This is a genomic window from Streptomyces sp. NBC_00457 (genome assembly GCF_036014015.1).
GTDB lineage: Bacteria > Actinomycetota > Actinomycetes > Streptomycetales > Streptomycetaceae > Streptomyces.
Genome location: NZ_CP107905.1, coordinates 7,316,570 through 7,330,606 on the forward strand (window position 1 = coordinate 7,316,570; position 14,037 = coordinate 7,330,606).

Below are 14,037 nucleotides of genomic sequence, written 5' to 3' on the forward strand. Positions count from 1 at the left end.
TGGCGGACGGCTGGTTACAGGCTCATGACGCACAAGTGGACGTACCCAGGCGCCTTCGAACTGGGTATGTTCCTCGCCGTCAGGGCAGCCACCGCGTCCTCGAGGAGTTGGGACCCGTGTCGGAAAATCAAAAGTTCGTTTACGACTTCACCGAGGGCAACAAGGAACTCAAGGACCTCCTCGGCGGAAAGGGTGCGAACCTCGCCGAGATGACCAATCTGGGCCTTCCGGTCCCTCCGGGCTTCACCATCACCACCGAGGCCTGCAAGGTCTACCTCGACAGCGGCGAGGAGCCGGTGGCACTGCGTGACGAGGTGAGTGCGCACCTCGACGCCCTCGAAGCGACCATGGGCAAGAAGCTCGGACAGGCCGATAACCCCCTCCTCGTATCGGTACGTTCCGGGGCGAAGTTCTCGATGCCCGGCATGATGGACACGGTCCTCAACATCGGCCTCTCCGACAAGTCCGTGCAAGGCCTCGCCAAGCAGGCCGGCGACGACCGGTTCGCCTGGGACTCCTACCGCCGCCTCATCCAGATGTTCGGCAAGACCGTCCTCGGCGTCGACGGCGACCTCTTCGAGGACGCGCTCGAGAAGGCCAAGGAGGCCAAGAAGGTCACGGTCGACACCGAGTTGGAGGCCGCCGACCTCAAGAAGCTGGTCACCCGCTTCAAGAAGATCGTCAAGACCGAGGCCGGCCGGGACTTCCCGCAGGACCCGCGCGAGCAGATGGACCTCGCCATCCACGCCGTCTTCGACTCCTGGAACACCGACCGGGCCAAGCTGTACCGCCGCCAGGAGCGCATCCCCGGCGACCTCGGCACCGCGGTCAACATCTGCTCGATGGTCTTCGGCAACCTGGGCCCGGACTCGGGTACGGGCGTCGCCTTCACCCGTGACCCGGCCAGCGGCCACCAGGGCGTGTACGGCGACTACCTGCAGAACGCGCAGGGCGAGGACGTGGTCGCCGGCATCCGCAACACGGTCCCGCTGGCGGAGCTGGAGTCGATCGACAAGAAGTCGTACGACCAGCTGATGCAGATCATGGAGACCCTGGAGAACCACTACAAGGATCTCTGCGACATCGAGTTCACCATCGAGCGCGGCCAGCTGTGGATGCTCCAGACGCGCGTCGGCAAGCGGACGGCGGGCGCGGCCTTCCGTATCGCGACCCAGCTGGTGGACCAGGGGCTGATCGACGAGGCCGAGGCGCTGCAGCGCGTCACCGGCGCCCAGTTGGCCCAGTTGATGTTCCCCCGCTTCGACGAGGACACGAAGGTCCAGACGGTCGGCCGGGGCATCGCGGCGTCGCCGGGTGCGGCGGTCGGCAAGGCGGTCTTCGACTCGTACACCGCCGTGAAGTGGTCGCGTTCGGGCGAGAAGGTGATCCTGGTCCGCCGGGAGACCAACCCCGACGACCTGGACGGCATGATCGCGGCCGAGGGCATTCTGACCTCGCGCGGCGGCAAGACGTCCCACGCGGCCGTCGTGGCGCGCGGCATGGGCAAGACGTGTGTGTGCGGCGCGGAGGAGCTGGAGGTCGACACCAAGCGGCGCCGGATGACGGTGCCGGGTGGTCACGTGGTCGAGGAAGGCGACGTGATCTCGATCGACGGTTCGTCCGGCAAGGTCTACCTGGGCGAGGTGCCGGTGGTCCCGTCTCCCGTCGTCGAGTACTTCGAGGGCCGGATGCACGCCGGCGCCAACGACGCCGACGAACTGGTCGAGGCCGTACACCGGATCATGGCGTTCGCCGACCGCAAGCGCCGGCTGCGGGTGCGTGCCAACGCGGACAACGCGGAGGACGCGCTGCGGGCGCGGAGGTTCGGCGCGCAGGGCATCGGACTCTGCCGTACGGAGCACATGTTCCTGGGCGACCGCCGCGAACTGGTCGAGCGGCTGATCCTCGCGGACACGGAGACGGAGCGCGAGGAGTCCCTGAAGGCCCTTCTCCCGCTCCAGAAGCAGGACTTCGTGGAGCTGTTCTCGGCGATGGACGGCCTCCCGGTGACGATCCGGCTCCTCGACCCGCCGCTGCACGAGTTCCTCCCCGACATCACCGAGCTGTCGGTCCGCGTGGCGCTCGCCGAGTCCCGCCAGGAGCCGCACGAGAACGAACTGCGCCTGCTCCAGGCCGTCCACCGCCTGCACGAGCAGAACCCGATGCTGGGCCTGCGCGGTGTGCGCCTGGGCCTGGTGATCCCCGGCCTCTTCACCATGCAGGTACGGGCGATCGCCGAGGCCGCCGCCGAGCGCAAGAACGCCAAGGGTGACCCGCGCGCCGAGATCATGATCCCGCTCGTCGGCACGGTCCAGGAGCTGGAGATCGTCCGCGAGGAGGCCGACCAGGTCGTCGCGGAGGTGCAGGCGGCGACGGGTACGGACCTCAAGCTGGCGATCGGCACGATGATCGAGCTGCCGCGCGCCGCACTGACGGCGGGGCAGATCGCGGAGGCGGCGGAGTTCTTCAGCTTCGGCACGAACGACCTGACCCAGACGGTGTGGGGCTTCAGCCGGGACGACGTGGAGGCCTCGTTCTTCACCGCGTACCTGGAGAAGGGCATCTTCGGAGTGTCGCCCTTCGAGACGATCGACAGGGACGGCGTGGGCTCGCTGGTGAAGCTGGCCGCCGAGGCGGGCCGTGCGACCCGCCCCGACCTCAAGCTCGGCGTCTGCGGCGAGCACGGCGGCGACCCGGAGTCCGTCCACTTCTTCCACGAGGTGGGCCTGGACTACGTCTCCTGCTCCCCGTTCCGCATCCCGGTGGCGCGCTTGGAGGCGGGCCGGGCGGCGTCTCAGTCGCAGGGGAGCGATCACAGGTAGGCGCCGCCCGCTGGATGCCGCGATGTGCCATTGGTCGTCTGCGGCGCCGTCGTGGCTGGTCGCGCCCACGCGGCGGAGCCGCATATCGACACAGCCCCGCGCCCCTTCGGGGCGCTGCCGAACCGCAGCTGACTTAGCCCGACCCGCCTAGCCATTAGTCCCCGGAGCCGTCGTCCGTCCCCGACCCTCACCGATGGGCGGCGGCTCCGGCGCACGACGAGAGGGCGGCACCCCGTGCGGGGGGTGCCGCCCTCTCGCCCTTCCTATTCGCCTTCGCCCAGCTCGGTGAAGAGGGTCAGCTGGAGCGCACCGGGCGCCTCCAGCCGGGAGTTGAGCGAATTCCACGGCGTCCGCGTCGGCTCGGCGACCACCTCGGCACCGGCGGCGGCCAGCTTCGCCGTGACGGCGGCGGAGTCACCCACCTGGAACGCCACCCGGATATGCCCGGCCACCCGCCGCCCGACCTCCACGTCATCAATGAACGCCGCATGATGCGGATCGGTCAGCTCCAGCGTGGCCCGCCCGGCATCGAGGATCGTGACGCGCCCGCCGGGCGAGGAGAACGCGGCCTGTTCGGTCAGGCCCAGAACGTCGCGGTAGAAGTGCAGGGCGGCGTCGTAGTCGTCCGCTGTGACGACGAGACGGAGTTCACGGACGGCGGGTTCGTCGGACATGTCGGCCTGCTCCTTGAAGATCGCGGATACGTTCCCGTCAACTCGCCGACAGACCCGCCGATTCCGCGGCTCAGCGAACCTCGCGACGCCGACGCACCACAACCAGCAGCCCACCCCCGGCGAGCAGAACGGCGGCACCGCCACCCGCGATGTACGACGTGGCACTGTTGCCGCCGGTCTCCGCGAGGTCGGTGTCCTCCTGCCCCGCCGTGTCCTCGGCTCCGTCGGTGCCCTCGTCCTCGGCGGGGACGAAGCCGGCGGGCGGGTTGTCGCAGCCGATGCCGTCCTGGTCGCGGTCCAGGTGCTCCCCGTAGTGCTCGTCGCCCTCCTTGATATTGGAGTACCCGTTCTCGTACGCCTCGGAGCAGTTCTCGAACGGGTGATTGCCGTCATGCGCCTCGGCAGTGACAGGCAGAGCGGCCAGTGCCAACGCGACGACAGCCACGGCGGCCGGCTTGCGGAACGACTTCACGGGGAGCCCCCTCAATGTGCGCGGGTATCCATACGCCTGATCACACAGAGGCAATCGGCCGGATATGAGGTGACGAAAGTATTGGGGGGCTGCTGATGGCGCGGCGAAACACCGGACACGTGATGCGAACGTGACGTGACTGGACGGTAGCTCTCCGCTCATGGCTTGGCGTTCTGTAAAGCCGGTGATGCTTCAGCTCTACCGTGGAATGCGTGAAGCTCTCACCGCTCGTCGCCCGGGAACGCTTTGCCGGATCACCTGTCGCACGGCTGGCGACCGCCGACGCCAATGGAGTGCCCCACGCCGTGCCGGTGACCTTCGCCGTCCTGGACGACGTCGTGTATTTCGCGGTGGACCACAAACCCAAGAGCACATGGCAACTGCGGCGGCTCCGCAACATTCGGGAGAATCCCTCGGTGACGGTCCTGGTCGACCACTACGCCGAGGACTGGTCGACGTTGTGGTGGGCTCGTGCTGATGGCCGCGGGGAAGTACTGGAGGACGGGCAAGAGCGGCATCGCGCGGTGGAGTTGCTGCGCGACAAGTACGACCAGTACCGGGACTCTCCTCCCCAGGGTCCCGTGGCCGCCATTCGGGTCGAGCGGTGGAGCGGCTGGGCGTTCGCATAACCTTGCCCGCTGCCAAGACCGGCCGCGCCGGCGGAGCAAGCAGTCGAGCACTCGGATCTTGTGGCAAGATCGCCGGATGCTGCGACTAACCGACTTCATCATCGATTGCCCGGACACGATGAAGCTGGCAGCCTTCTACTCCGAGGTGATCGGGCTCCCGGTCAAGGAGGGCAGTAACGAGGACTGGGCCGGTATCAAGTGCGGCGAGATCGAACTGGCCTTCATTCGGGTGGAGGACTACCGCGCCCCGCAGTGGCCCGACAGCGAGCACCCCAAGCAGTTCCACCTCGACTTCGAAGTCGATGACGTCGAGGCCGAACAGCGCCGGGTCTTGGCCCTCGGCGCGACCCTGGAGCGGGACTGCGTCGGCCCCGACGGCTACGGCTTCCGCGTCTACACCGACCCCATCGGCCACCCCTTTTGCCTCTGCCGCAACAAGGGTGTCATCTGGACCGATCAGGGCCTCATCTGGCCCAAGCGCGACTAGGTGTGCTGTCCGGCCGCTCACGCCGGCGGGTCCTTCCGCCAGGTCCAGTGCGCGTCGGGCGGCTCCTCGCCCAGTACCCGGAGCGAGTCGGTGGAGATCTGGGCAAGTCGGTCGACCTCGTCGAGGCCGAACCACATCTCGTGATTCTCCGAGCGCCCGCTGCGCGGCGGGTGGGCGTCCGGGTCGGACCAGCCGAGCGACAGCAGCCGCTGCTTCTGTGCCTCGGTCATTTTCCGGTACGCCAATGAGACGCATTCGGCGCCGAACCCGTCGTCCCACCTCATGAACTGCACGTAACGCCCCGTATCCTGCCGAGGTTTGGGGCGCCGCTGCCACCAGTGCCGGCCCGGAGCATCGGGCGCCGGCTCGGGGTCGGGCTCGGAGACCACCAGGGTGTCCCTCTCGCGCATACCGGCCACTTCCGCCCGCAGCCGGTCACGGAACTCGCTCCATGCCTCGTCCATCGGGCCAACGTACCGGCACCGATCGGGGAGACACCCCACCAGGGCTTTTCGTTTGGATCAGCGCTGGGCCACGCCACCTGGCCCCGGAGCGTCGGCGTCCGCCCGATCCCGCTTCAGTGCTCGGCGTCGAGCAACTCCCCGTGCACATACGTCGTCTCGCGCGGCGCCAGGCAGAACAGGTGACCGGCGGGGTCGGTGAACATCCGGAACTGGTCGGCGCCCGACTGGTGTTCGTGCATGGTCGCGCCGAGTTCGAGGAGGCGGCGTTCGATCGTGGGCATGTCCTCGTCGACGGCGAACTCCAGGTGATGGCGGCGCGGGGCGGCCGGGTCCGGCCAGTGGGGTGGTTGGGGGGTAATGAGCTGCTGTCGATCGACTGCGCACGGGCGCGTTCTGGTGTGTATGAGTGAGTGTCCTGGCGGCGGGTGCGGGCGTCCGGGATGGGAACGAAGGTTCCTACATCGAATGCGTGACCCTTGCGGGCGGTGGGTCGTTGGGTGGGGCAGTGGGTTCTTCGGCTTGTGTAGTGCGGGGGGAACGGGGTGGGTGGGTTGCGGGAGGTGGCGGCGCCGTTCGTGGTGCCCGGTCCCTCAGGGGTCGCGGTCCGTACCCGGTTCAAGCACCTGAGCGCCGAGGACGAGAAGGTTCTTCGGCTGGTCGGTGATCTGCTCGGCACGCTCGCCTCCCGCGACCTCAAAGCGCGGTGTGCGGCCGGGACGGATCACGACGCCGAGCGATGGGCCGAGCGCAAGCGCACCCTCACCAAGCAGTCCTCCTCCCGCTGGGCCGGGGCGATCACGAAGGCCACCCACGATCAGTGGGCGCTCGCCCGCCGCGGCCAGCTCGCACACATCCACAGCCTTCAAGCCGGGATCGAGACGATCACCCACCGGCTGTCGAGGCCCATCGGTGAGAAGGGCAGCAAGCGCGCTCCGGGCGGGTACCGCAGTCGGCAGGAGTGGTTCGCCAAGTCCCGCCGCCTGCACGTACTCGAAGACCGGCTCGACGCGGCGCGGGCCGACCGCGAGGCCGGAATCGTGCGCGTGGTGCGGGGCGGCAAGCGGCTGCTGAACACCCGGCACCACCTTCAGGAAGCCCAGCTCACCGAGGCCGGATGGCGTGCCCGGTGGGAGGCGGGGCGGCGGTTCCTGCAGGCGGACGGCGAGTCCGGCAAGCGGTACGGCAACGAGACCATCCGCGTCACGCCCGACGGCGAGGTCTCCCTCAAGCTCCCGGCGCCGCTGGCGCACCTGGCGAACGCGCCGCACGGCCGCTACGCGCTCACCGCCCGGGTGAGCTTCGCGCACCGGGGCGAGCAGTGGGCCGACCGGGTCGCCGCCAACCGGGCCGTCGCCTACCGCATCCACGAAGACACCGTGCGGGGCCGCTGGTACCTGACCGCGTCATGGACGAACCGGCCCGTGGCCCTCGTGCCGCTGGAGGCGGCCCGCGCGCACGGCCTGGTCGGCGTGGACACCAACGCCGACCACCTCGCCGCCTGGCGCCTGGACCACCACGGCAACCCCACCGGCGAACCGCTCCGGTTCGGCTACGACCTGTCCGGTACCGCCGGCCACCGCGACGCGCAAGTCCGCCACGCACTGATCCGCCTACTGCACTGGGCCAAACGACGTGGTCTGTCCATCGCGGTCGAGGACCTCGACTTCACCGCGGAGAAGACCCGCGAGAAGCACGGCGGCCGCAAGCGGTTCCGCAAGCTCATCTCCGGCATGCCGGTCAGCAGGCTGCGGGCCCGGCTGGTGTCGATGGCTGCCGAACTCGGCGTCACCATCGTCGCCGTGGACCCGGCCTACACCTCTCGCTGGGGCGCCCAACACTGGCAAAAGCCCCTCACCAGCAAGACCCGTAAGACGACCCGCCACGGCGCAGCGGCCGTGGCGATCGGAAGGCGCGCCCTGGGGCACCCGATCCGGCGACGGACGGCACCGCCCCCTGCTCACCGGAGTGATGAGCAGGGGCATCGGACCGTCCAGGCCCGACCGGGCACCCCGGGGCGTGAGGGAAACCGCCCCCGCATCCCCGGACCACGGACACGATCCGTGCGCGCCGGACGTGGAGCGAACGCGGTCGACCAGAACGCCCAACACCGTACGGGGCGTTCGGCTGAGCATGAGTCCTGGCAACAGGACTCACTCCCGCTCAGTCTTTAGGAACGGTCACGGCGAAGAAGGTCACGGTCATGACGGAAGCCTAAGCAGGCCGTGGGGCGTCCCGCACGGCACGGACGCCCCCGCCGGACGGGCCGCTACAAGCGGAAGGGTCCCGTCACCTCGTATGTGATCCCACCGGACGAACTCCCGCTCGTCCCCCGCTGGCTGGAGAAGTACAGCCGGGTTCCGTCGGGGGAGAAGGCCGGGCCGGTGATCTCCGAGCCGGACTGGCCGTCGATGCGCAGGAACGGTGCGATGACGTCGTCCGGGGTGATGACGCAGATGTCCATGGAGCCGCCGTCCTCGGCGACGAAGAGGTCGCCGGAGGAGGAGCCGGTGATGTTGTCGACGCCGGTGAGGGGGGCCGTGCCCGAGGTCACCAGGGAGTCGTCGTACGCCAACTCGTAGGTGTTGTTGGTGAGGTTGAGCTGCCAGACGCGGTTGTCGCCCTTGGTGGTGAACCAGACCGTGTCGTCGGCGTAGTGGCAGCCCTCGCCGCCGTTGAAGGACTTCGAGCCGGAGACCTGCGTGCGGGTGGACGTCGGGGAGCCGTCCGGGTCCGGCACGTTCGCCCAGCTGAAGGAGCCGGACGTACCCGACCCGGCGACCATGACCTGGAGGGTGCCGGAGGAGAGGTTGCCCCAAGTGGTCGGTACGAAGCGGTAGAAGCGGCCGTTCGACTCGTCCTCGGTCAGGTAGATGACCTTGCGCACGGGGTCGGCGGCGGCGGCCTCGTGCTTGAAGCGGCCCATGGCGTCGCGGCGCACGGCGGCGTTCACGCCCCACGGGTCCGTCTCGTAGACGTAGCCGAGGGACACCTCCTCGCAGGACAGCCAGGTGTTCCACGGGGTCTTGCCGCCCGCGCAGTTCTGGCGGGTGCCGGACAGGATGCGGTACGCGCCCGTGATCGCGCCGGTCGACGAGAACTTCACCGCGCTCGCGCCGCCGGACGGGTTGATCTCCGAGTTGGAGACGTAGATCCAGCCGCTGCCGTCGGTGTAACAGGCGCCGCCGTCCGGGGCGTTGTGCCAGGTGTACGACGTGCCGGGGACCGTCTGGCCGGAGCGGGCTATCACTCGGCTGGTGAAGCCGCTGGGGAGTCTGATGCCGTTGGCGTTCGGCGAGCCGAGCGCTCCGTACGGGCCGGTGCCGGGCTGCGCGGGTGCGGCGTACGCGGCGCCGCGCCACAGGGTTCCGCCGAAGACGGCGGAGGACCCGCCGAGGACGGCCGCACGCAGGACAGTACGACGTTCCACTCTCGCTCCAAGGGTGGCATGACCGCCCCGTCACCGATCGGCGACGGGGTCGTGCGGTCACGGAACCTATGGGCGCGGGTTACCGCCCTCGGGGACCCTGGGTTGACGTGTCATGGACAGGTTGTGACGGGGCTGTGCGACGGCTGTGGCGGGCTTGGGTGCCGTTGCGGTCAGGCAGATCGGACCGCTCAGGTCAATCCGGCCACTCATGCCGGAAGCGCCGGTGCCTCGCGGCGGCGTGGTGGGCCCGGTCTGGTGATGGGGTGGCCGCCGGCGGACGGGTCCGCGGAGGGCAGGCGGACCACCGCGTCGAGCCCTCCCGTCGCCGCGGCCTGCAGCCTCGCCTCGCCGCCGCTCGCGTGCGCGAGCCGTTGGACCAGCGAGAGCCCCAGGCCCGTACCGCCCTTCGGGGCGCCGGGCGCGCGCCAGAACCGGTCGAAGGCGCGGTGGCGCTGGTCCGCGGTCATGCCGGGGCCCTCGTCGGTGACGTGCAGGTCGACCCAGCAGGGGCGGCTGTCGCGCAGCGCCCGGCGGGCGGGGACGAGGAGCCGTAGCTCGATGGTCACCGTGCTGTCGGACGGGGAGGCCCGCAGGGCGTTGGACAGCAGGTTGTCCAGGATCTGCTCGACGGCCCCGGGCAGCGCGAGCACCGGGCCCACGCTGCCGGCGAACAGGACCAGCGCGACCCCCTGCTGCTCGAACAGCGCCCCCCAGGTCCGGTGCCGTTCCGCGCAGACCGCGCCCACGTCGACCGGCCCGGGAGTGACCGCGTCCTCCTCCAGCCGGGCCATCGCCAGCAGGCCCTCGACCATCCGGGACAGCCGGTCCGTCTCGGTGACGGCGGCGGCGAGGCTGCCCCGGCCGCGCGCGGAGACGTTCGGCTCCAGGTTCTCCAGCCGCAGCCGCAGTGCCGCGAGCGGCGTCTTGAGCTGGTGCGAGGCCTCGCCCGCGAAGGCATGCTGGGAGTCGAGGAGATGGGCGAGCCGGGCCGCCGTACGGTTGAACGCGGCGGCCAGCCTGCGTACTTCGGGCGGGCCCTTGGTGATCGTCACCGGCTCGGCGCAGCCGCCGTCCGCCAACGCATGCGTGGCCCGCTCCAGTTCACGGATGGGGCGGCCGGTCCAGCGGGCGATGCCGAAGCCGACCAGGGTGACCGCGGCGAGAACCCCGAGCCCGCCGAGAGCGAGCAGCAGCCACACATCGTGGACGCGTTCATGCACGGTCCGCGTGGGCACCGTGAGCCATACGGCACCCCGCGCCCCCTCCCCGACGGGCGCGGCGACGGAGAGGTATTCCACCCCGCCGATGGTCGACGTACGGACATCCACCGTGGACGTGCCCCGGAGCGCCGCCGCGATCCCCGGGCGGGTCGGCAGTGCGCGCACCGCCTGCCCGGTCAGCGGATGCGAGGTGGCGAGCAGGGTGCCCGAGGCGTCCACGATCACCACCTTCCCGCCGATGCGCGCGGCGCAGTGCGCCGCCCGGCCGGGCAGGTCCCGCTCGGCCCGGCCGGCCGCCAGGGACAGCGCGGCGTACGCGGACACCGACTCGGCCTCGTCCCTCGCCAGGCCCACCACCCGTTCCCGCTCGCCCCGCGAGTAGACGAAGCCCAGCGGGACCTCCAGGCAGAGCAGCACCAGGGCGGCCAGGCTGAGATAGCTGAACAGCAGCCGACGTGTCATGTCGGCTCGTTCGGCCCGGTCTGCACCGCCAGCCGGAAGCCGATCCCGCGCAGGGTCTGGATCCACGCCGGATGGCCCAACTTCCGCCGCAGCGCTGCGACATGGACGTCCAGGGTCTTGGTCGGGCCCTCGTAGTGCGGGTCCCACACCCGGTCGAGGATCTGCTGCCGGGAGTAGACCGCCCCCGGGTCCTCGGTGAGCAGCGCCAGCAGCTCGAACTCCTTGGGAGTCAGGGGGATCTGCACCTCACCGACCCAGACCTGGCGGGTACGGCGGTCCACCACGAGCGGTCCGGGCTCGTACGCCGGTTCCGGCGCGGGCTCCACGGGCTCCTGCGTGCGCTGCGTCCGCCGGGTCACCGCCCGCACCCGCGCCACCAACTCCCGTACGCTGAACGGCTTCGCGAGATAGTCGTCGGCACCCAGCTCCAGGCCCAGCACGCGGTCGGCCTCCTCGCCGCGCGCGCTGAGGATGACGATGGGGACGTCGGAGGTCTGCCGGATGCCCCGGCAGACGTCGATGCCGTCCATGTCCGGCAGCCCCAGATCGAGCAGGACCACATCGCCGTACGGACCTCTCAGACCCTCGGTGCCGGTGGCGACGCGATCGACCGTCAGCCCGAAGTGCCCGAGCCCCTCGGCGAGCGGCTCGGCGATCGTCTCGTCGTCCTCGATGAGCAACACGCGTAGGCCCATAGGTCCCGTCTCTCCGTGAATCCGGACAACAACACGACAATGCGTATCAACAACACGACAATGTGTATGACGTGTCGTGGAGTTGACACGTTACGAGGGATGCCAACCGTGCGTCGAGCGAATGCGGCACAGTGTGACCAGCCGCTCAGAAAGCGTTTGTCCGCTGCTATTTCCGCGTGTGTGACCGGCCCCGGGACAAAGAATGTCCGGCTGCTGGCCGCGCTCTGGTGTTGGCTTAACCTTCCTCTGGCCATCGCCCCTCTACGGTGTCGTGCACTGACCGAACTCCCAGTCGAGGAGGCACCGTTGAAGGCGTTGCTGGACCGCGCCCGCTCGTTCAAACGGCACGTGGATTTCGAGAGCGGCGAATACCGGAAACTGGCCGAGGGGCAAAATCCCGAGGTCCTCTTCATTACCTGCTCGGACTCCCGGGTCATACCGGCGCTCATCACCGGAGCCCGCCCCGGAGAGATATTCGAGTTGCGCAACGCGGGAAATATCGTGCCGTCGTACGGGCAGCACGGCGCCGGTGGCGAGGCCGCCACCGTCGAATACGCGCTGGAGGTGCTCGGAGTTCAGGACATCGTGGTGTGCGGTCACTCACACTGCGGAGCCATGGGCGCGCTCATGTCCGGCGAGGACCTGACCGCACTGCCCGGGGTGGACGCCTGGCTCCGTACGGCCCGCCCCGAGCTGGCATCGGTGCTGGCCGGCCCGTCCGACGATCCGTCGCTGCCGGAGGTGGTACAGCGCAACGTCGTCAACCAGCTGGCCGCGCTGCGGAGTTACCCGGTGGTGCGGCAGCGCCTCGACGCGGGCCGGCTGCGGCTGCACGGCTGGTACTACGAGGTCCACACCGGCCGGGTGGCCGAACTGGACGACGACGGCCACTTCCGGGTGCACGCCGTATGAGCGGGGCACATGCGCGGGGCCGGACACCCCGGCGGACGGTGAGCGCGAAGGGCCCCCGGTCCGACGGTTCGGCAGCGCCCCAAAGGGGCGCGGGGAACTGCGCGACCAGCCACGACGGCGCCGCAGTCGAACGACGGCACATCACGTCACATCCAGCGGAGCGCTTGGGCACCGAGATCACCGCATCCCTGGTCGTCTTCCTGGTCGCGCTACCGCTCTGCATCGGCGTCGCCGTCGCATCCGGCGTCCCGCCCGAGCTGGGCATCATCTCCGGCGTCATCGGAGGCCTCGTGGTGGGCGCGTTCCGGGGCAGTACGCTCCAGGTCAGCGGGCCCGCCGCAGGCCTCGCCGCACTGGTCGCGGAGACCGTGGCGGAGCACGGCGTGGTCATGCTCGGTGTGATCGTCCTGTGCTCGGGGCTGCTGCAGATCATCCTGGGCCTGATACGCCTCGGCCGGTTGTTCCAGGCGATCTCCCTCGCCGTCATCCAGGGCATGCTGGCCGGCATCGGACTGCCGCTGATGTTCAGCCAGGCCTATCCGATGGCCGACGCCAAGGCCCCAGGCACCCCGATCGAGAACATGGCCGGCATCCCGGCGCTGCTCGGCGACATCCTGACGGACCGGCAGGCGATGATCGCCGCCCTGCTCGGGGTCGTCACCATCGTGCTCAGCTTCGTGTGGAAGAAGGTGCCGGGGCCGCTGCGGAAGATCCCGGCCGCTCTGATCGCCGTAGGCATCGGCATCGCGGTCGCCGCACTGCCCGGCGTGGACGTGAAGACCCTTCAGGTCGGCAGTCTGCTGGACTCCATACAGCCGCCGGGCGCCGAGCAGTTCGCGGGCCTCGCCGACGCGGCGATCATCACCTCCGTCCTCACCTTCACGGTCATCGCCTCCGCGGAGAGCCTGTTCACCGCGGCGGCCGTGGACCGGATGCACAGCGGCCCGCGCACCCGCTACAACACCGAGCTCCTGGCGCAGGGCGCGGGCAACACCCTCGCCGGTCTCCTGGGCGCGCTCCCGATCACCGCGGTCGTCGCCCGCAGCTCGGCGAACGTCCAGGCCGGCGCGAAGACCCGGCTCTCCCGCACGCTGCACGGGCTGTGGCTGCTCGCGTTCGCGCTGCTGCTGCCGCAGGTCCTCGCCCTGATCCCGGTCTCGGTGCTCGCGGGGGTCCTCGTGCACAGCGGCTGGAAGCTGTTCGCGCCCGAGGAGTTCCCGAAGATGTGGCGGCAGGACCGGGGCGAGTTCGTGGTGATGACGGTGACCACGCTGGTGATCGTGGCGACCGCGCTGCTCGAAGGCGTGATCGTCGGACTCGGCGCCGGGATCGTGCTGGCCGCGCTGCGTATGTCGCAGACGGTGATCCGGCAGCACACCGAGGAGGACACCGCCAAGGTCGTCATGGCCGGCAACGCCACCTTCCTGCGGCTGCCGCAGGTCATCGAGGCGCTGGAGGCCGCCGCCGCGTCGGGCAAGCCGAGGATCCGCCTCGATCTGACCGGCGTGACCCATCTGGACCACGCCTGCCGCAACCAGATCGAGGAGTTCACGGCCCAGCAGCGGGGGACGGGCACACGGGTGGAACTGCTGATGCCGGGCCCGGTGAGAGGAGCAGACCCCGCTCCCACCCCCTCCGAACCCGCCCCCGCCGACGCCGACACGGCCGCGCTGCCCGCCCCGGGCCCCGGAGCCGAATGGTTCTACCTGGACACGCGCCCCCTTCCGGCCGATTACGCCGACCGCCCACCGCTCGTACGCTGAATCCAGCCGT

At 69.9% G+C, this 14,037-nt stretch carries 13 protein-coding genes; 6 read left to right on the plus strand and 7 right to left on the minus strand.

Annotated elements, in window-relative coordinates:
* Positions 1-116: 116 nt before the first annotated feature.
* On the plus strand, positions 117-2,822 hold the full coding sequence (gene ppdK, locus OG828_RS33315; protein WP_328503234.1) for a pyruvate, phosphate dikinase: 2,706 nt from the start codon (positions 117-119) through the stop codon (positions 2,820-2,822).
* Between the two features lie 263 nt (positions 2,823-3,085).
* Here the strand turns inward: ppdK and OG828_RS33320 are convergent, their stop codons facing one another.
* Both OG828_RS33320 and OG828_RS33325 read right to left on the minus strand, forming a co-directional pair.
* Positions 3,086-3,496 (minus strand): VOC family protein, encoded by a 411-nt coding sequence (locus OG828_RS33320; RefSeq protein WP_328364784.1) that lies wholly within the window; start codon positions 3,494-3,496, stop codon positions 3,086-3,088.
* Positions 3,497-3,566: 70 nt separating this feature from the next.
* Positions 3,567-3,968 carry an excalibur calcium-binding domain-containing protein gene (locus OG828_RS33325; protein WP_328364785.1) on the minus strand — a complete coding sequence of 134 codons (402 nt, stop codon included), beginning with the start codon at positions 3,966-3,968 and terminating at the stop codon, positions 3,567-3,569.
* Positions 3,969-4,180: 212 nt separating this feature from the next.
* Here OG828_RS33325 and OG828_RS33330 point away from each other — a divergent pair, with 212 nt between their 5' ends.
* Together OG828_RS33330 and OG828_RS33335 are read left to right on the plus strand one after the other, a co-directional pair.
* Positions 4,181-4,597 (plus strand): TIGR03668 family PPOX class F420-dependent oxidoreductase, encoded by a 417-nt coding sequence (locus tag OG828_RS33330; RefSeq protein ID WP_328503235.1) that lies wholly within the window; start codon positions 4,181-4,183, stop codon positions 4,595-4,597.
* 76 nt (positions 4,598-4,673) lie between these two features.
* Positions 4,674-5,084: a VOC family protein gene (locus OG828_RS33335; RefSeq protein ID WP_210574277.1), complete on the plus strand. Its 411-nt coding sequence runs from the start codon at positions 4,674-4,676 to the stop codon at positions 5,082-5,084.
* A gap of 17 nt (positions 5,085-5,101) precedes the next feature.
* On the opposite strand, the gene OG828_RS33340 is transcribed toward OG828_RS33335, so the two are convergent.
* Positions 5,102-5,548 carry a TY-Chap domain-containing protein gene (locus OG828_RS33340; protein WP_328503236.1) on the minus strand — a complete coding sequence of 149 codons (447 nt, stop codon included), beginning with the start codon at positions 5,546-5,548 and terminating at the stop codon, positions 5,102-5,104.
* Between the two features lie 113 nt (positions 5,549-5,661).
* On the minus strand, positions 5,662-6,054 hold the full coding sequence (locus OG828_RS33345) for a VOC family protein (protein WP_328504982.1): 393 nt from the start codon (positions 6,052-6,054) through the stop codon (positions 5,662-5,664).
* 36 nt (positions 6,055-6,090) lie between these two features.
* Between OG828_RS33345 and OG828_RS33350 the strand changes: the two genes are divergently transcribed.
* Positions 6,091-7,719, plus strand: coding sequence for a transposase (locus OG828_RS33350; protein ID WP_328503237.1), 1,629 nt, complete (start codon positions 6,091-6,093; stop codon positions 7,717-7,719).
* Positions 7,720-7,814: 95 nt separating this feature from the next.
* On the opposite strand, the gene OG828_RS33355 is transcribed toward OG828_RS33350, so the two are convergent.
* From OG828_RS33355 to OG828_RS33365, 3 genes are all read right to left on the minus strand, one after another.
* On the minus strand, positions 7,815-8,975 hold the full coding sequence (locus OG828_RS33355) for an alkaline phosphatase PhoX (protein ID WP_328503238.1): 1,161 nt from the start codon (positions 8,973-8,975) through the stop codon (positions 7,815-7,817).
* 206 nt (positions 8,976-9,181) lie between these two features.
* Positions 9,182-10,657: a sensor histidine kinase gene (locus OG828_RS33360; RefSeq protein ID WP_328503239.1), complete on the minus strand. Its 1,476-nt coding sequence runs from the start codon at positions 10,655-10,657 to the stop codon at positions 9,182-9,184.
* Positions 10,654-11,352 carry a response regulator transcription factor gene (locus OG828_RS33365; RefSeq protein ID WP_328503240.1) on the minus strand — a complete coding sequence of 233 codons (699 nt, stop codon included), beginning with the start codon at positions 11,350-11,352 and terminating at the stop codon, positions 10,654-10,656. Before OG828_RS33365 ends, OG828_RS33360 begins: the two co-directional genes overlap by 4 nt.
* Positions 11,353-11,658: 306 nt before the next feature.
* Here OG828_RS33365 and OG828_RS33370 point away from each other — a divergent pair, with 306 nt between their 5' ends.
* Together OG828_RS33370 and OG828_RS33375 are read left to right on the plus strand one after the other, a co-directional pair.
* Positions 11,659-12,264 carry a carbonic anhydrase gene (locus OG828_RS33370; protein ID WP_328364811.1) on the plus strand — a complete coding sequence of 202 codons (606 nt, stop codon included), beginning with the start codon at positions 11,659-11,661 and terminating at the stop codon, positions 12,262-12,264.
* On the plus strand, positions 12,261-14,027 hold the full coding sequence (locus tag OG828_RS33375; RefSeq protein WP_328364814.1) for a SulP family inorganic anion transporter: 1,767 nt from the start codon (positions 12,261-12,263) through the stop codon (positions 14,025-14,027). Before OG828_RS33370 ends, OG828_RS33375 begins: the two co-directional genes overlap by 4 nt.
* The last annotated feature ends 10 nt before the right edge of the window (positions 14,028-14,037 follow it).